The following is a 17969-nucleotide window of genomic DNA, read 5'->3' on the forward strand; positions in this document are numbered from 1 at the left end:
ATAAAAGATATGGTTTTATCCTCAAATCCCCGAAGAAAACATCACAAAAAAAGCCCATTTTGCACAAGGTTATTGTTTCTCTGCATAGGATATGCTAATATATAGCTACTAAAATTCATATGATATACGCTGAAGGATCAATAGTACTTAAATCCTCTTCACAAAGCGAACTAGGGACGGTGGGAGCCTAGAGAATGGTTTAAGGAAAAGGCAATCTGGAGTATATACAGACGAAGGTGGATACATTTTGTATCAACCAGGGTGGAACCGCGGGAAAAACTCTCGTCCCTGGGCATATTGTTGATATGCCCAGGGACGAGAGTTTTTTTGTACCCGCTCTTTTTGTTTCGCTTGAATCACTACCATTTACAGGAGGAATTAGAATGTCAAAAACAATGGATCAAATCGTATCTCACGCTAAACACCGCGGCTTTGTATTTCAAGGATCTGAAATTTACGGCGGTCTTGCAAATACATGGGATTACGGCCCGCTTGGCGTAGAATTAAAAAACAATATTAAAAAAGCATGGTGGAAAAAATTCATTCAAGAATCTCCATACAACGTTGGTTTAGACGCTGCGATTTTAATGAATCCAAAAACATGGGAAGCTTCTGGTCACTTAGGAAACTTTAATGACCCAATGATCGACTGTAAGGATTGTAAAGCCCGTCATCGTGCCGATAAATTAATTGAAGAAAAACTTCAAGAAAAAGGCATTGAAATGATCGTAGACGGCCTTTCATTTGATGCAATGGCTGACTTAATTAAAGAACATGAAATTACATGTCCTGAGTGTGGTTCAGCTAACTTCACTGAAATTCGTCAATTTAACTTAATGTTCAAAACGCACCAAGGTGTAACTGAAACATCAACAAATGAAATTTACCTTCGTCCTGAAACAGCTCAAGGTATTTTCGTAAACTTTAAAAACGTTCAGCGCTCAATGCGTAAAAAGCTTCCGTTCGGTATCGGCCAAGTGGGTAAAAGCTTCCGTAACGAAATTACACCTGGTAACTTCACATTCCGTACGCGTGAATTTGAACAAATGGAACTTGAATTCTTCTGTAAACCAGGCACTGAATTAGAGTGGTTTAACTACTGGAAAGAAACATGTAACAAATGGCTTCTTTCTCTTGGTATGAAAGAAGAAAACGTTCGTCTTCGCGATCATGATGATGATGAACTTTCTCACTACAGTAATGCAACAACAGACTTTGAATACAAGTTCCCATTCGGCTGGGGAGAACTATGGGGCGTAGCTTCTCGTACAGACTATGACTTAAAGCAGCATATGGAACACTCTGGAGAAGACTTCCAATATGTTGATCAAGAAACAAACGAACGCTATGTACCTTACTGCATCGAGCCTTCTTTAGGCGCTGACCGTGTAACATTAGCTTATATGATTGATGCATATGAAGAAGAAACGTTAGAAGATGGCTCTTCTCGTACAGTTATGCAGCTTCACCCTGCTTTAGCACCATTTAAAGCTGCTGTATTGCCACTTTCTAAAAAGCTTTCTAACGAAGCTCGCGCTGTCTTTGAAGATTTAGCAAAATACTTTATGATTGACTATGATGATGCTGGTTCAATCGGTAAACGTTACCGTCGCCATGATGAAATCGGTACGCCGTTCTGTATTACATTCGATTTCGATTCATTAGAGGACAATCAAGTAACAATCCGTAACCGCGACACAATGGAACAAAAACGTGTAGCAATTAGCGAACTTAAAAATATCATTGAAGAAGCAACTCAATTTTAATTAAAAAATAAGCGTATGGCTGCTTCAGCCATACGCTTTACTTTTGATTTGAATCTTCTTGAAGGCGTTCTAACACCATTTGATACGCATCGCTTCCATAATTCAAGCAGCGTTTAACACGGGAAATAGTCGCTGTGCTTGCTCCAGTTTCCGTCTCAATTTTATGGTACGTGTTGCCTTCTCTCAGCATTCTTGCTACTTCTAAGCGCTGTGCTAATGATTGAATTTCATTAACTGTACATAGGTCATCAAAAAATTGATAGCATTCTTCAAGGTTTTCTAATGATAAAATCGCTTGAAATAGCTGATCTAATTCTTTTCCTCGTAGTTTGTTGATTTGCATCGTATCGAACTCCTTTATCATTGGCTTTCTTTACTGGTTGTTTCTATCTATAAAATACAGTTTCTATATTTATTTGCACATACATTCATTCTGTATGAAGACAGCCAATTTCATACAAATTTCAAATTCCTTTGATACTTTTATATTTTAACGCATTATAGACGGAAAAAGTACTTTTTTATTCATAACATCATAAATTCCTACTGGCGTGATACGAATATAGGGCAAATGTGTAGACGAAAAGAACAGCAGTGAATAGACAGGATCATCGTGCTTGTATCCTCGCTCACCCAGCACTTTTTTGAGTTCTACCTCTCGTTTACTTAATTCCTCCATCGGCAGATTCGACATGACTCCTTTTAACGGAAGATCCAGTTCGTATACTACTTTCTCATCTTCTGTAATGACAATACCGCCTCCAATTTCTTTCATACGTTTAAATGCACACATCATATCTTTTTTCGATTTTCCAATTAAAATAAAATCACCTGTATTTGAAAATGAACTTGCCAGTCCCGATACATTTGTCGCAAATCCTTTTAACAGCGTATTGATCCGCCACTTGCCTTCTCGGTCCACAAGCACTAAAAAACTTTCATCATGATCAGAGGCTAATACATCTCCGCTCACATTCAAGTGAATTGAATACGGCTCCATAATAACAGCATTTTTCATTTTTACGCCTACTGGCATTGAAAATTGAAAATCGTCCATCGTTAAATCAAAGTCCAACTTTAACGGTGAAAAACCAAACTTTTCCCAAGGAAATTCTACTGAGGCTAATGCTTGTTCTTTGCCTTCTTTTTTCATCCACTTTCCTTTTGCTAGCACAGAGACCGGAGTAGGCCGCATAGGATCTTCTAAAATATTAATATTAGCCACACAGCCTGTTGCTACATGCCCGTGCAAATGTTCCATGTTATAATAGCGAGCAATATTTACAGACACCATATTATAAGCATCTAACACGGGAACCCCTTCTGAAATAGCTAATGTAATTAACATATCTGACACGCCATTTTGGTAAAAAGAAGGCGGAGAACCGTCTGTATTCATCGTAATATGGTCAAAGTAATCTACCTGCAGCTCTTTTAACTCCTGCAGCAATTTTGGCAAATCCGGCCGAATTGAAGAGTGGCGCAAAGCAACGTCATAGCCTTGTGTTAACCGAGCAACAACATCTTCCCCCGTCATAGACTCATGATCGCTGTCTGCTCCGAGCAATTTCATTTTTGCCAAGGTAAATGCTGACGCCCCTGGAAAATGTCCTTCAATGTGCTTTCTCATCCGTTTTGTCTCTTGAACCCAGTGAAGCATTAAATCATCTCCGTCTAAAAGCTTCGGCCAACTTGTCAGTTCGCCTCCTTGTAAGACAGCTTCATTTTGTAGCCAAGAAGTAATGTTCGTATGTGAGAAGATGTCAGCCTCTTCATCAATTTCCGTCTGCGAATCAAATCTGCACCACCAATACAGCGATTGTGGTAACGTTTTCATTTCTTCAATCAATGAAAACGCCGTTTTTTGTTCGAGCTGTAAAGCGAGAATTAAATTGTCATTAAATAAAGTCGTTGTTCCGTGCTTGGCTGCATATTGGGAAAAAGTCTGGGGATTATATAACTGAAACGGGTGAACATGCGGCTCAATATACCCAGGAACCACATATTTCTCACTGCAGTCTATAATCTCTGTAGAAGCGTCTGTGTGCTTAGGCATCTCTGAGCCGACGTATACAATACGATCTTGGTAAACCCAAATATGTGCTTTTTTCCACTGCTTCATTCGAGCGTTCAAATATGTTGCATCTTTTAAGACAATAGTTGGTGCTTTTTGACCGTTTAATACTAAGAGCTGCTGTCTAATATGTTTGCTTTTCCAGCGGTATCTTTGTTCCGGCATGCTAAATTCCCCCTAATTTACTATGTATTTTTATCGTAACATATCCTTGATGTAAACGCATTCAGAAACTGTTATTAATTTTATGAATAAAGGTGATAAAACATGAAACCAAATATCGGTATTGTTAACGCATTAATTCGACTTACACTGGGCTTTACCCTTCTTTCTTGGACAACATCTCGTTTATCTCGCAGACCGTACAAAGATTCATACATCTTCTTAGGATTAATGGGAGCTTTAAAAGTGGCAGAAGGCATCACGCGTTTTTGCCCTCTTACGTACGCATATGATTCATGTCAAAAACATGATGAACATGAACACCATCCAAATGGAAATGAAGAAACGTATAATCCTTCATAAGGTAAAAAGGAGAGCCGGAGCTCTCCTTTTTTATTTTAAAGCTGCTTTTGTTAATGCACGATGGCCGATGTCTTTACGATAGAAAAAGCCTTTTTCTACATCGATATGAGCCATTTGCTTGTATACTTCTTGCTGCGCTTCTTGAAGAGTTGCTCCTTTAGCACCTACTAATAGAACACGGCCGCCGTTTGAAACGTATGTGTCGTTTTCTAAAGCTGTACCAGCGTGGAAAACAAGCGCGTCTTCACTAATCGCATCCAATCCGTTAATTGGCGCACCCTTTTGATAATCTTCTGGGTAGCCTGCTGCTGCTAATACGATTCCGATAGCTGCTTCATCATCCCATTCAATTTCTACTTTTTCTTCTTTCAAAATGCGAAGAAGCACATCGACTAAATCGCTTTTCATACGCGGCAGTACAACCTGGGTTTCCGGATCTCCAAAACGCGCATTAAATTCAATAACTTTTGGTCCTTTTTGTGTTTGAATCAGACCAGCATATAGAATTCCTGTATACTCACAGCCTTCTTCAGCTAATCCTTTAGCCATTGGAAGTAAGATGTTTTCTACAGCCTCTTGTACTTCTGCATCACTGATTTGCGGAACAGGAGAGTAAGCTCCCATGCCTCCTGTGTTTGGTCCTTGATCGCCGTCAAAAGCACGCTTATGATCTTGTGCAATTACCATTGGATATACATTTGTACCGCGTACAAATGCCATTAATGAAAATTCTTCACCATCCAAAAATTCTTCTACAACTACTTTTGCACTTGCTTCTTTAAATTTTTGGTCAACTAGAAAATCACGTAATGTATCTACAGCTTCTTCCACTGTTAAAGCAACAGTTACACCTTTACCAGCCGCTAAGCCGTCTGCTTTAATAACAATTGGAGCGCCTTGCTTTTCCACATATGCTTTTGCTTCCTCGTAAGACGTAAATGTTTCATACGCTGCGGTTGGAATATCATACTTTTTCATGAGCTCTTTTGCAAAGCTTTTGCTTCCTTCAATCATCGCTGCTTGTTTGCGCGGTCCAAAGACTGGAAGACCTTCTTGTTCAAATCGATCAACAATGCCTTCAATTAGCGGATTTTCTGGTCCAACAATTGTTAATCCAATCTTGTTTTCTTTTGCAAATAGCACAAGCTCTTCTTGGCTGCTTTCATCGATTGGTACAATCGTTGCCACATCTCTCATGCCCGGATTTCCTGGTGCTACAAACACTTCGTTAACAAGTGGACTTTTTGAAGCTTTCCATGCAATTGTATGCTCTCTTCCGCCTTTTCCAATAACTAAAACATTCACGTTCTTCACCTCATTAATGTTTAAAATGTCTTACGCCTGTAAATACCATTGCAATGCCGTATTCATCTGCTTTTGCAATTGACTCTTCATCACGAATTGATCCGCCTGGCTGAATAATCGCTGTAATTCCTGCTTTAGCTGCTGCTTCTACTGTATCGCCCATTGGGAAGAACGCATCTGAACCTAAAGCTGAACCTTGTGCTTTTTCACCAGCTTGTTCAATCGCAATTTTTGCAGCGCCTACACGATTCATTTGACCAGCCCCTACGCCAATTGTCATGTCATCTTTTGCAAGTACAATAGCATTAGACTTAACATTTTTAACAACTTTCCATGCTAATTTTAAATCTGCCCACTCTTTTTCTGTTGGCTCGCGTTTCGTTGGAACAGTAATCGTTGCATCATCAAATCCGAACACATCTTCATCCTGAACAAGAACGCCGCCTTTTACAGATGTTAAGAAAGCTTCTTTTTCTGCTTTTTCATCAAGCTCTATCGTTAGTAAACGAAGGTTTTTCTTAGCTGTTAATACATCTAATGCTTCTTGATCGAACGCAGGCGCAATGATGATTTCTAAGAAAATTTCTTTTAACTGAATAGCCGTTTCACGGTCGATAGGACGGTTAGCTGCTACGATACCGCCAAAGATAGATGTAGGATCCGCTTCGTATGCTTTTTGATAAGCTTGAGCAATTGTTTCACCCACACCTACACCGCAAGGATTCATATGTTTGATCGCTACGATAGCCGGCTCTTTGAATTCTTTTACGATTTGAAGAGCTGCATTTGCATCGTTGATATTATTGTATGATAACTCTTTTCCATGCAGCTGCGTAGCTGTTGCAATAGAACCTTTTTGTGTTAACGGCTTTTTATAGAAAGAAGCTTGTTGGTGAGGATTTTCTCCGTATCGTAAGCCTTGAACACGCTCATACGTTACTGTTAATTTCTCAGGAGTTGTTTCACCTGTAATGTTTGTTAAGTATTCAGCGATTAATGCATCATAAGCTGCCGTATGACGGAATACTTTTGCTGCTAATCGTTGATTGGTTTCAAATGAAACATTGCCATCAGCTTTTAACTCTTCTACTACGGTTGCGTAATCGCTTGGATCTACTACAACTGAGACAGAACGATAGTTTTTCGCAGCTGAACGAAGCATTGTAGGTCCACCGATGTCAATATTCTCAATCGCTTCAGCAAGCGTTACATCCTCTTTTTCAATTGTCTTTTTAAATGGATATAAGTTTACAACTACAAAGTCGATTGGCGAGATATTATGCTCTTTCATTTGTGCTTGATGCTCTTCGTTATCGCGTAACGCTAATAAAGCACCGTGAACGTTAGGATGCAATGTTTTTAAACGACCGTCTAAAATTTCTGGGAAATCAGTTACTTCAGAAATTCCGATAACGTCAATGCCGTTTTCTTCTAGTGTACGTTTTGTACCGCCAGTTGAAATAATTTCTACTCCTAAGTCCTTTAATTCTTGTGCAAATGAAACAATACCTTCTTTATCAGATACGCTAATAAGTGCGCGTTTTGCTGTCATTTTGTAAACTCCTCCTGATCCGATCTCTCATTTAAAATCTTTCTTTCACTACTACTCTACCATAGTAAAGGATTAAAACTTTTTTGACAAGGTTACATCCTATTTATTTAACTGCGGCTTGTTCAAATAATTCATTTAGTACCGCGGGATAAAATTGATGTTCAATTTCATGAATGCGGGCCTCGACTGTTTCTCTTGTATCGCCTTTTTCAATGCGAATAGCCTGCTGATCAATAATTGGTCCTGTATCCATTCCTTCATCTACAAAATGCACGGTAATTCCAATCACTTTTACTCCTGCATCAAAAGCTTGACCAATAGCATCAATCCCAGGAAATGCAGGTAAAAGCGACGGATGAATATTAACAATACGATTTTTGTATGGCTTAAGCAACGTCGAACCAACTAATCGCATATATCCTGCTAAAACAAGAAATTCTACTTTAGCTGATGTAAGCTCTGCAAGAATTGCTGCTTCATACGCTTCTTTATTTTCATAGTCTTTAGGCGAACAAACAAAGCATGGTATTCCACATGCTTTTGCTCGTTCAATTACGTATGCATCGGGTTTATTGCAAACAACAAGCGCGATATTTGCTTTTAATCGACCTGACTGAGTCGCTTCGTAGACGGATTGAAAGTTACTGCCGTTTCCAGAAGCAAACACTGCAATATTTATCATGCAAACGTCCCTCCAGCAAATTCAACACCTGTTCCTTCTTTGACACGTCCGATAACAAATGCTTTTTCGCCTTCGTTTTCAATTGCTTCAATGACTTTATTCATATCTTCAGGTTCAACAGCTAAAACAAATCCGATTCCCATGTTAAATACTTCGAACATTTCTTTACGGTCTAGCTTGCCTTGCTCTTCAAGGAAATCAAACACGTATGGAATTGGCCAAGAACCGTAATCGATTTCTACACCTAAACCTTCAGGAAGCATACGAGGGATATTTTCAACAAATCCGCCTCCAGTAATATGAGCCATACCTGCAATCTTAGCTGCATGTAATGCTTTTAGGACCGGCTTCACGTATATTTTTGTTGGTGTTAATAACTCAACTCCAAGCTTTTCGTTAAAACCAGCGTAAGTTTCTTGAAGATTTAATCCTTGATCATCAACGATTTTACGTACAAGAGAGTAGCCATTGCTGTGGATACCGCTAGATGAAATACCGATTAACAGCTGTCCAGCTTTAATCTCATCTCCAGTAATAATTTCTGACTTTTCTACTGCTCCTACTGTAAACCCTGCAAGATCATATTCATCTTCTTCGTATAAACCTGGCATTTCAGCTGTTTCTCCGCCAATTAACGCACAGTTGGATTGTTCACAGCCGTCTGCAATTCCTTTTACAATCGATTCAATTTTTTCAGGAACTGCTTTCCCGCAAGCAATATAATCTAAGAAGTAAAGAGGCTCTGCTCCTTGTGCTAAAACGTCGTTTACACACATGGCCACTGCATCCACACCGATTGTGTCATGCTTATCCATCTGAAAAGCAAGTTTCAATTTTGTTCCTACTCCATCTGTACCAGAAACAAGAACAGGCTCTTTTAAATTCAATGTAGATAAATCGAACATTCCGCCAAAGCCGCCGACTGTTCCCATAATACCTGCACGAGCAGTGCGTTCTACGTGCTTTTTAATACGTGAAACAGCTTCATATCCTGCTTCTAAGTCAACTCCAGCTTGTTTATATGAATATGACATGTTGTCACTCCTTTTTTACGTTAAAACTAACAAGTTACCTTTTCATGAGGGTGTACAGTATCTGGATAAATTTCAGTTGGATACTTTCCAGTGAAACATGCCATACACTGTCCGCCGTTGCCTTCATACTGTCTGCCGATTGCATCTACTAACCCTTCGTTGCTTAAGAAAACAAGTGAATCAGCTTCAATCAATTCACGAATTTCTTCAACAGAGCGCGTAGCAGCAATTAGCTCAGAGGATGACGACGTGTCAATTCCATAAAAACATGGATTTTTGATAGGGGGTGAACTGATGCGTACATGTACTTCAGTTGCTCCTGCTTCTCGAAGCATACGAACAATGCGACGGCTTGTTGTGCCGCGAACGATAGAATCATCTACCATGACAACACGTTTACCCTCTACAATTTTACGTACAGGAGACAGCTTCATTTTTACACCTTGTTCACGCAATTCTTGTGAAGGCTGAATGAATGTACGGCCTACGTATCGATTCTTAATTAAACCTAATTCGTATGGAATTCCTGACTGTTCTGCAAAACCGATCGCTGCTGAAATACTTGAATCAGGAACGCCTGTTACAACGTCTGCCTCAATCGGTGACTCAACTGCAAGTTGTTTCCCAAGGTTTTTACGAGCAGAGTGAACATTGATTCCATCAATATTACTATCTGGTCTTGAGAAATAAATATATTCCATACTGCAAATTGCGCGGTTTACATTTAATGTGAAACGTTCTGATTGAATACCTTCATCGTTAATAATGAGTAATTCACCCGGCTCTACATCACGCTCATGAACTGCTCCAACGATATCGAACGCACATGTTTCAGAAGCTACTACATAAGCATCACCTAATCGTCCAATTGATAACGGACGCAATCCGTGAGGGTCAAGTGCAACCATCATCGTATCTTCTGTTAAGATAACGAATGCGTATGCGCCTTTAACCATTGATAAAGCATTTTTTACTTTATCTTTCATATCTTCATAGCCGCTTCGTTTAATTAAATGAGCAAGTACTTCTGTATCCGATGTTGATTGAAAAATACTCCCTTGGTTTTCCAGCTGATGCTTTAATGCATTTGCATTAACCAAGTTTCCATTATGAGCTAACGCAAGGCTTCCGCTATGAGAGCGGAAGTGAAGGGGTTGAACATTTTCAAACCCTCCGCCTCCAGCTGTTGCATAACGAACGTGTCCAATTGCTGCTTTACCGTTTAGTTGCTCTAACTCTCCGTGGCCAAATACTTCGTTAACAAGACCGACACCTTTCATTACTGTCACTTTTTCTCCGTCTGTTACAGCAATACCAGCGCCTTCTTGTCCGCGGTGCTGCAAGCTATGCAAACCGTAATAAGCAATCTGGCTTGCATTTTCATGTCCCCATACACCGAATACGCCACATTCTTCGTTTAAGCCTTTGATTTCAGCAAGCATGGAAGCGCTCCTTTCCAAGCAGTAGTTAATTCTTCAACTGATAATTGAACAAGAACATTTTCTTGATGTTTAACAGTTAATGTTGCGTCTTCTGTTACGCGTCCTACTAATGTTACATCTTGTACAAGCATTTCGAATTTTTCTTTATTCTCTGGAGAAACCGTTACGATAAAACGCGATTGTGTTTCACTGAATAGCTCTGCTGTTGCTTCGCCGTCTACCGTTACGTCCACACCTAATCCGCTGCCGTTCATCACTTTTTCAGCTAGGGCTACCGCGAATCCTCCTTCTGCAATATCGTGAGCAGATTGAACTGCACCTTCACGAATTGCTTGAAGAAGCTGATCTTGACGTGTTTTTTCAACTGCTAAATCTAATTTAGGTGAATGCCCAAATACCGTACCGTTTTCTAGTACTTTTTGAAGCTCAGTACCTGCGAATTCTGCTTCAGCTTTACCAATCACATAGATTAAGTCATCTTTTTGCTTCGCATATTGAGTTGTAATATGGTTGAGATCGTCGATCAAACCAACCATTCCGATAACAGGAGTTGGGTAAATTGCTTCACCTTTTGTTTCATTGTAAAGAGATACGTTACCGCCGATAACCGGAGTCGATAGCTCACGGCAAGCGTCGCTCATACCGTCTGTTGCTTTTTCAATTTGCCAGAAGATTTCTGGTTTTTCAGGGTTACCGAAGTTTAAGCAGTCTGTAATTGCAAGAGGCTGGGCACCTGAACATACAAGGTTACGAGCAGCTTCTGCTACTGCAATACGGCCGCCTACTTCTGGGTCTAGGTATAAATAGCGAGAGTTACAGTCTGTTGTCATCGCTAATGCTTTATTTGTATCACGTACACGAACAACCGCCGCATCAGATCCAGGAGATACAACTGTGTTTGTACGTACTTGATAGTCATATTGGTTGTAAACCCACTCTTTGTTTGCAATAGTAGGCTGTTTTAAAAGTGTTACTAACATATCACTGTGATTTTCAACAGTAGGAGCATATGCTGACTGCTCTTGGAACTCACGATAGTATGCTGGTTCTTGAGATGGCTTGTGGTATACCGGTGCATCTTCTGCTAATGCATCTACAGGAACATCTGCTACTACTTCTCCGTTGTGAGTTAAACGAAGGCGCTTATCGTCGGTTACATGACCAACTGAAACAGCTTCTAATCCGTATTTTTCTACGATTTCTACGATTTCATTTTCACGGCCTTTTTCAACAACGATAAGCATGCGCTCTTGAGATTCTGAAAGCATCATTTCATATGGTGTCATACCTGTTTCACGCTGAGGTACAAGATCAAGGTTCATTTCAATACCAGAACCCGCTTTACTTGCCATCTCTGCTGAAGAACTTGTTAAGCCCGCAGCACCCATATCTTGAATACCGACTAAAGCGTCACACTTGATAAGTTCTAAGCAAGCTTCAAGAAGAAGTTTTTCCATAAATGGATCTCCTACTTGTACAGCAGGACGTTTTTCATCTGACTGATCAGATAGTTCTTCAGAAGCAAATGTTGCGCCGTGGATGCCGTCGCGGCCTGTTTTTGCTCCTACGTACATAACCGTGTTGCCAACGCCTTTAGCTTGACCTTTTTGAATGTCTTCGTGATTAATTAAACCCACACACATAGCGTTAACAAGCGGATTTCCTTCATATGAAGCTTCAAACTGAATTTCTCCGCCTACTGTTGGGATTCCTACACAGTTACCGTAACCTGCGATTCCCGCTACTACTTCCTCAAACAAATGACGAACCTTTGGAGATGTTAATTCACCAAAACGCAAAGAGTTTAAAAGTGCAATCGGTCTTGCTCCCATTGAAAAGACGTCACGAATGATACCACCTACACCAGTTGCTGCTCCTTGATAAGGTTCAATCGCTGATGGATGGTTATGACTTTCGATTTTAAATACAACGGCTTGGTTGTCACCAATATCAACGATACCAGCTCCTTCACCAGGACCTTGTAATACTTTTTCACCCGTGATAGGGAATTTTTTCAGTACAGGCTTAGAGTTTTTATAACTGCAGTGCTCTGACCACATAACAGAGAATAAGCCTGTTTCTGTATAATTAGGAGTACGACCAAGCAGTTGCTCTACATTCGCAAACTCTTCGTCTGTTAATCCCATGTCTCGATATAACTTTTGTTCTTTAATTTGCTCTACATTTGGTTCAAGAAGTAACGACATTTTGTTCCCTCCACTGCTTTACGATTGATTGAAATAATTTAAGTCCGTCCGCGCTTCCTAAAAGATCGCTTACCGCTCTTTCTGGGTGAGGCATCATTCCTAATACGTTGCCTGTTTCGTTCGTAATCCCTGCAATATCTTGAAGACTTCCGTTTGGATTATCACCTGCGTATTGGAAAAGAATCTGGTTGTTTTCAATCAATTTTTGTAACGTGTGTTCATCACAATAGTAGTTGCCTTCACCGTGTGCCACTGGAATAGCAATTACTTCATCTTTGCCATAAGCATTTGTAAACATTGTTTCGTTATTAGCTACTTTCAAATTCACTGTTTTACAGATGAATTTTAAGTTTTCATTACGGCGCATAGCACCTGGCAGTAATCCTGCTTCTAATAAAATTTGGAATCCATTACATACACCTAGTACTGGCTTTCCTTGGCTTGCTGCTTTTTTTACAGCGTCCATTACATTTGAGAAACGAGCGATAGCACCTGAACGAAGGTAATCTCCATATGAGAAACCACCTGGAAGCAAGATACCATCATATTGATCTAATGATTCTGTATCGTGCCAAACGTAATCTACTTCTTCACCAAGCTCATCTTTGATAGCATGATACATATCGACGTCACAGTTTGATCCTGGAAAAACAATTACAGCAAATTTCACTGTACGACAACCTCCTCAACCTCGTAACGGTAATCTTCAATTACTGTATTAACTAAAAGCTTTTCACACATTTCTTTTACGCGTTCATCTAATGAATCTGTGCTGTCGATTGTTAGCTCTAAAAATTTACCGATGCGTACTTCTTCTACTTCTTCATAAGACATACGGTGCAATGAATTTTTAACGGCTACTCCTTGAGGGTCTAATACACTTTCTCTTAATGTGACAAATACTTTTACTTTATACATGGTTGGGTTATCCTCCGATTCGCTGTAAGATTTTTTCGTATGCTTCTGTTAAACCGCCTAAATCTCTGCGGAATACATCTTTATCTAATTTTTCGTTCGTATGAACATCCCAGAAGCGGCAAGTGTCAGGTGAAATTTCATCCGCTAAAATAATGTCGCCTTGAGAAGTACGGCCGAATTCTAATTTAAAATCTACTAAGAAAATATCTTTATCTTTGAAAAATTTCGATAATATTTCGTTGATTTGAAGTGCTTGTGCCTTTAAACTATCAATCTCTTCTTGAGTTGCAGCCTTAAGGAAAATCGCATGTTCTGCAAGAATTAATGGATCACCAAGCGCATCGTCTTTGTAATAAAGTTCAACGATTGGCTGTTCAAAACGAATACCTTCTTCTACGCCAATTCGCTTCGCAAGGCTTCCTGCTGTAGCATTTCGTACAACAACTTCAAGCGGGACAATTTCTACTTTCTTAACCGCTTGTTCATGATCTGAAAGCTGCTTCACAAAGTGAGTTGTAATCCCTTGCTCATGTAACATTGAAAATAGTAAACTACTAATTTGATTGTTCAACTGTGCTTTTCCGCTAATCTCCGCTTTTTTCTGACCGTTGAATGCTGTAGCTTCATTTTTATAAGCAACCCACAATACATCTTGCTCATCAGTAGCGTAAATTTTTTTCGCTTTTCCTTCATAAAGTAACTCTTGCTTTTCCATGCTGTCACCTCTACATACAGAATATTCAGATACACTTTCTTAGATAAAGGCAAGGATGTGCCTTGCCTTTTTTATTAAAGACCTAAACGGTCAAAGATCATATCTACATTTTTTAAATGGTGCTTATGATCGAAGCAATCTTCAATCTCTTCTGGTGATAAGTGGCGAGTAATGCGCTCTTCGCCTTCAATTAAAGAACGGAAAGGAACTTGCGTTTCCCATGCTTCCATTGCTTTTGGCTGTACTAAGTCGTATGCTTCTTCGCGTACCATGCCTTTATTGATTAGTGTTAACAGTACACGCTGTGAGTAAATTAATCCTAGTGTACGATCCATGTTGCGCTTCATATTGTCAGGGAATACTGTTAAGTTTTTAACAATGTTTGCAAAACGATTTAACATGTAATTTAAAGCAATCGTTGCATCAGGTAAGATGACACGCTCTGCCGATGAATGAGAGATGTCACGCTCATGCCAAAGCGGTACATTATCATAAGCTGTAACCATATAGCCGCGAATTAAGCGAGCAAGTCCCGTTACGTTCTCAGAACCGATTGGATTACGTTTATGAGGCATTGCAGATGATCCTTTTTGACCTTTTGCAAAGTACTCTTCAACCTCACGTGTTTCACTCTTTTGAAGACCGCGAACTTCTACTGCAAATTTCTCAATAGATGTCGCAATTAACGCTAGTACTGACATATAGTGTGCATGACGGTCACGCTGTAATGTTTGCGTAGAGATTGGTGCTGGTGAAATTCCTAACTTCTCACATACGTATTTTTCAACAAAAGGATCGATGTTAGCGAACGTTCCAACTGCTCCTGACATTTTACCGAATTCCACTTCAGCTGCAGCACGTTTTAAACGCTCTAGGTTACGCTTCATTTCTTCGTACCATAATCCCATTTTCAAACCAAATGTCGTTGGCTCAGCGTGTACACCGTGCGTACGTCCCATCATAACCGTATACTTATGTTCTTGAGCTTTTCCCTTTAGTACTTCTACAAAGCGCTCTACGTCACTTAGCAAGATTTCATTAGCTTGCTTTAATAAATAAGATAGAGCTGTATCAACTACGTCAGTTGAAGTCAAACCGTAGTGTACCCACTTGCGCTCTTCACCAAGCGTTTCAGATACTGCACGAGTGAAAGCTACTACGTCATGACGCGTTTCTAGTTCAATTTCATTGATGCGGTTAATATCAAAAGATGCATTTTGACGAATTAACTTTACATCTTCTTTCGGAATATGTCCTAATTCTGACCATGCTTCGCAAGCTAGAATTTCAACTTCTAACCAAGCTTTAAATTTATTTTCTTCTGTCCAAATAGCTGCCATTTCTGGTCTTGTATAACGTTCAATCATGTTGTTACGTCCTCCGTTCTTTCCCAAATTCCTAGAGATTCGGCTTTTTCTATCGCCTCATCTATCTTATCAGCTAATACCGTGATATGTCCCATTTTTCTCTTCTCTTTTGCAACTTTTTTTCCGTACAAATGCAAGTGCATATCATCTAAACATTCGATTTTTGCCATTGTGTTCTCAATATGTTCCCCTAATAGGTTAACCATAACAGCAGGTTTTAATAAAGTCGGCTGTGCTAGGGTCCAGTTACAAATGGCTCTTACATGCTGCTGAAATTGAGAAAGATCACAAGCATTGATTGAATAATGACCTGAATTATGAGGTCTAGGTGCCATTTCATTTATATAAAGCTGACCTTCTTCAGTTAGGAACATTTCAACTGCTAATGTACCAACTAATTCTAATCCTTTTGCTATTTCTTGCGCATATTGAAGAGCTTTCGCTTCTTGATCTGCTGTAATACGTGCCGGAACAATCGTTTGGTGCAAAATATGATGCTTATGAATGTTCTCAGCTACTGGTAAACATACCGTTTCGCCTTTTGCATTGCGGTGTACAATAACTGATACTTCTTTATCTAAGTTCATCCATTGTTCTACAATGCATTCCGACTGTGCTAATAGCTCAGCTGCTTCACGAATATTATTCTCATTTTTCACTAGAACTTGCCCTTTACCGTCATATCCGCCTCGGCAAGTTTTTACAACACATGGATAACCAATTGTTTCGACAGCTTTTAAAAGTTCTTCTTCAGTCGTAACGATTGAGTAATCAGGAACGTCTAGATTAAGCTTTGTAATCATTTCTTTTTCTAAACGACGATTTTGTGTGATGGCTAGTAAATGACTGCCTTGTGGCACGTAGCATTTTGTTTCTAGCCATTTCATCATCTCAACATCAACGTTTTCAAATTCATAGGTGATGACATCTGACACTTCAGCAAGCTGTTCAACCGCTTTTCTATCATCATAGTTGCCAATGACTTTAATATCTGCTACTTGACCGCAAGGAGAATCTTCTGTTGGTTCAAGCACTGCAATGTAATAACCCATTTCTTTAGCAGATAGTGCAATCATTCTTCCTAGCTGTCCACCGCCTACGATTCCAATTGTTTTACCAGGAGGTATAAGTAAATTAGACAAGTTGATCACTACTTTCTAACACAGATGATTTAATAGACTCTCTACGATTTTCAAGTTGATCACTTAACGTTGGATCCTGTGTTGCTAAGATTTGTGCTGCTAGCAGGCCAGCGTTCGTAGAACCAGCTTTTCCAATAGCTACTGTAGCTACCGGTACGCCGCCTGGCATTTGAACAATCGATAAAAGTGAATCTAAACCGTTTAAGTTACTTGATTTAACCGGTACACCTATTACAGGTAAAATTGTTTTTGCAGCAATCATACCAGGTAAGTGAGCAGCGCCACCAGCGCCAGCAATAATAACTTTAATCCCTCGTTCTTTAGCAGTTTCAGCGTACTCAAACATATAATCCGGCGTTCGATGTGCTGATACAACTTTCTTTTCATATTCAATATTTAATTCATCTAAAATGTCACACGCATATTTCATAGTACTCCAGTCTGACTGACTGCCCATCACAACAGCAACTTTTACATTCATGAATAAAAGCTCCTTTTTCACGTTATAAAAAAACCTAGGGTAAAGTTATGGCTCACTAAAGGAAAGCCACAACTACCCTAGGTTTCATGTATCAACATTCCTTTTGAAAAGGAATCATGTTTACCTATTTAGTAATTGTACTCTCCTCATAGTCCAATGATTTACGGTCATCGGGTAGAAACTCGTGGGCCATATTCCCACTATTATATGAGGTTTCGGATATCTCAATTGACAACTTAATAATAACAGCCAAACCGGAAAAAAGTCAACCTAAAAATCGAATATTTACTATTTTTATCATTAAAATGTTCGTATTTAGAGACTTTTCCCTTCGAAAATAATCTGTTGCTTTACCGGAACATACTCTTTTTTACCATTTATTTCTTTTTCTTCAAAGATAGGCTTTTCCATGCGTCGAACGGGCATATACCCATCTTTTTTCATCCGATCTAAACAACTTGCGATTGTTTCATTTTCCTGTAATTCGTATAGTACTTTTTTTGATTTCTTACCCAAAATGCAGCCTCCAGTTTGAAAGAAGTTTCTTACAACGTCAAAAAGAACTTTTATAATAAAAAATTAAATGAATCCACTATAGTGTAACATAATTTAAAAGTTAAATTCACTCTGTAATTTTTAGAAACAAAAAAGACTAGTCATTGAATGACTAGTCTTTTTATTGGCCTGGCAACGTCCTACTCTCACAGGGACAAAGTCCCAACTACCATTGGCGCTAAAGAGCTTAACTTCCGTGTTCGG

The 17969-nt window shown here is 39.4% G+C and carries 17 protein-coding genes, 1 rRNA gene and 1 riboswitch; of the genes, 2 read left to right on the forward strand and 16 right to left on the reverse strand.

The genetic code is table 11. From position 1 onward, the window contains the following. Positions 1–383 precede the first annotated feature (383 nt). Positions 384–1766 (forward strand): glycine--tRNA ligase, encoded by a 1383-nt coding sequence (locus ACFX4R_RS23510; protein ID WP_043975810.1) that lies wholly within the window; start codon positions 384–386, stop codon positions 1764–1766. A 37-nt stretch (positions 1767–1803) separates the two neighbouring features. On the opposite strand, the gene ACFX4R_RS23515 is transcribed toward ACFX4R_RS23510, so the two are convergent. Then, positions 1804–2109, reverse strand: coding sequence for a YerC/YecD family TrpR-related protein (locus ACFX4R_RS23515; RefSeq protein WP_013081447.1), 306 nt, complete (start codon positions 2107–2109; stop codon positions 1804–1806). Between the two features lie 147 nt (positions 2110–2256). After that, entirely contained in the window at positions 2257–4005 is a 1749-nt protein-coding gene (locus ACFX4R_RS23520) for an adenine deaminase C-terminal domain-containing protein (protein ID WP_025752917.1), read from the reverse strand. A 102-nt stretch (positions 4006–4107) separates the two neighbouring features. On the opposite strand from ACFX4R_RS23520, the gene ACFX4R_RS23525 reads away from it, so the two are divergent. Then, positions 4108–4365, forward strand: coding sequence for a YgaP family membrane protein (locus ACFX4R_RS23525; protein WP_016762773.1), 258 nt, complete (start codon positions 4108–4110; stop codon positions 4363–4365). A 30-nt stretch (positions 4366–4395) separates the two neighbouring features. Here ACFX4R_RS23525 and purD read toward each other — a convergent pair whose 3' ends face one another. The 14 genes from purD to rrf all read right to left on the reverse strand — a co-directional run. Beyond that, positions 4396–5670, reverse strand: coding sequence for a phosphoribosylamine--glycine ligase (gene purD / locus ACFX4R_RS23530; RefSeq protein ID WP_025752919.1), 1275 nt, complete (start codon positions 5668–5670; stop codon positions 4396–4398). Positions 5671–5683: 13 nt separating this feature from the next. Continuing rightward, on the reverse strand, positions 5684–7222 hold the full coding sequence (purH, locus tag ACFX4R_RS23535) for a bifunctional phosphoribosylaminoimidazolecarboxamide formyltransferase/IMP cyclohydrolase (protein ID WP_013081443.1): 1539 nt from the start codon (positions 7220–7222) through the stop codon (positions 5684–5686). A 103-nt stretch (positions 7223–7325) separates the two neighbouring features. Then, entirely contained in the window at positions 7326–7904 is a 579-nt protein-coding gene (gene purN / locus ACFX4R_RS23540) for a phosphoribosylglycinamide formyltransferase (RefSeq protein WP_162215160.1), read from the reverse strand. Further along, positions 7901–8938 carry a phosphoribosylformylglycinamidine cyclo-ligase gene (purM, locus tag ACFX4R_RS23545; protein WP_013081441.1) on the reverse strand — a complete coding sequence of 346 codons (1038 nt, stop codon included), beginning with the start codon at positions 8936–8938 and terminating at the stop codon, positions 7901–7903. Before purM ends, purN begins: the two co-directional genes overlap by 4 nt. 26 nt (positions 8939–8964) lie before the next feature. Then, positions 8965–10380: an amidophosphoribosyltransferase gene (gene purF, locus ACFX4R_RS23550; RefSeq protein WP_013055041.1), complete on the reverse strand. Its 1416-nt coding sequence runs from the start codon at positions 10378–10380 to the stop codon at positions 8965–8967. Next, on the reverse strand, positions 10356–12587 hold the full coding sequence (gene purL, locus ACFX4R_RS23555) for a phosphoribosylformylglycinamidine synthase subunit PurL (RefSeq protein WP_028410200.1): 2232 nt from the start codon (positions 12585–12587) through the stop codon (positions 10356–10358). Before purL ends, purF begins: the two co-directional genes overlap by 25 nt. Continuing rightward, entirely contained in the window at positions 12571–13257 is a 687-nt protein-coding gene (purQ, locus tag ACFX4R_RS23560; RefSeq protein ID WP_013055039.1) for a phosphoribosylformylglycinamidine synthase subunit PurQ, read from the reverse strand. Before purQ ends, purL begins: the two co-directional genes overlap by 17 nt. Beyond that, positions 13254–13505 (reverse strand): phosphoribosylformylglycinamidine synthase subunit PurS, encoded by a 252-nt coding sequence (gene purS, locus ACFX4R_RS23565; protein ID WP_013055038.1) that lies wholly within the window; start codon positions 13503–13505, stop codon positions 13254–13256. The genes purQ and purS overlap by 4 nt, the downstream gene beginning before the upstream one ends. A gap of 7 nt (positions 13506–13512) precedes the next feature. Continuing rightward, the gene (gene purC / locus ACFX4R_RS23570; protein WP_013055037.1) at positions 13513–14220 is read right to left on the reverse strand and encodes a phosphoribosylaminoimidazolesuccinocarboxamide synthase; all 708 of its coding nucleotides are present in this window, start codon (positions 14218–14220) and stop codon (positions 13513–13515) included. A 74-nt stretch (positions 14221–14294) separates the two neighbouring features. Beyond that, on the reverse strand, positions 14295–15587 hold the full coding sequence (purB, locus tag ACFX4R_RS23575; RefSeq protein ID WP_377570498.1) for an adenylosuccinate lyase: 1293 nt from the start codon (positions 15585–15587) through the stop codon (positions 14295–14297). Beyond that, positions 15584–16729: a 5-(carboxyamino)imidazole ribonucleotide synthase gene (purK, locus tag ACFX4R_RS23580; RefSeq protein ID WP_377570500.1), complete on the reverse strand. Its 1146-nt coding sequence runs from the start codon at positions 16727–16729 to the stop codon at positions 15584–15586. Before purK ends, purB begins: the two co-directional genes overlap by 4 nt. After that, a complete protein-coding gene (purE, locus tag ACFX4R_RS23585) occupies positions 16722–17210 on the reverse strand; it encodes a 5-(carboxyamino)imidazole ribonucleotide mutase (RefSeq protein WP_013055034.1) in 489 nt (162 codons plus the stop codon). The genes purK and purE overlap by 8 nt, the downstream gene beginning before the upstream one ends. Positions 17211–17339: 129 nt before the next feature. Then, positions 17340–17441, reverse strand: a riboswitch (purine riboswitch). A gap of 84 nt (positions 17442–17525) precedes the next feature. After that, complete coding sequence (locus tag ACFX4R_RS23590) at positions 17526–17726, reverse strand: NETI motif-containing protein (protein ID WP_043975822.1); 201 nt, start codon at positions 17724–17726, stop codon at positions 17526–17528. 166 nt (positions 17727–17892) lie between these two features. After that, positions 17893–17969, reverse strand: a 5S ribosomal RNA gene (gene rrf, locus ACFX4R_RS29425); the annotation flags it as partial.

Origin of the sequence: Priestia sp. YIM B13490 (assembly GCF_042787735.1) — a bacterium.
GTDB lineage: Bacteria > Bacillota > Bacilli > Bacillales > Bacillaceae_H > Priestia > Priestia megaterium.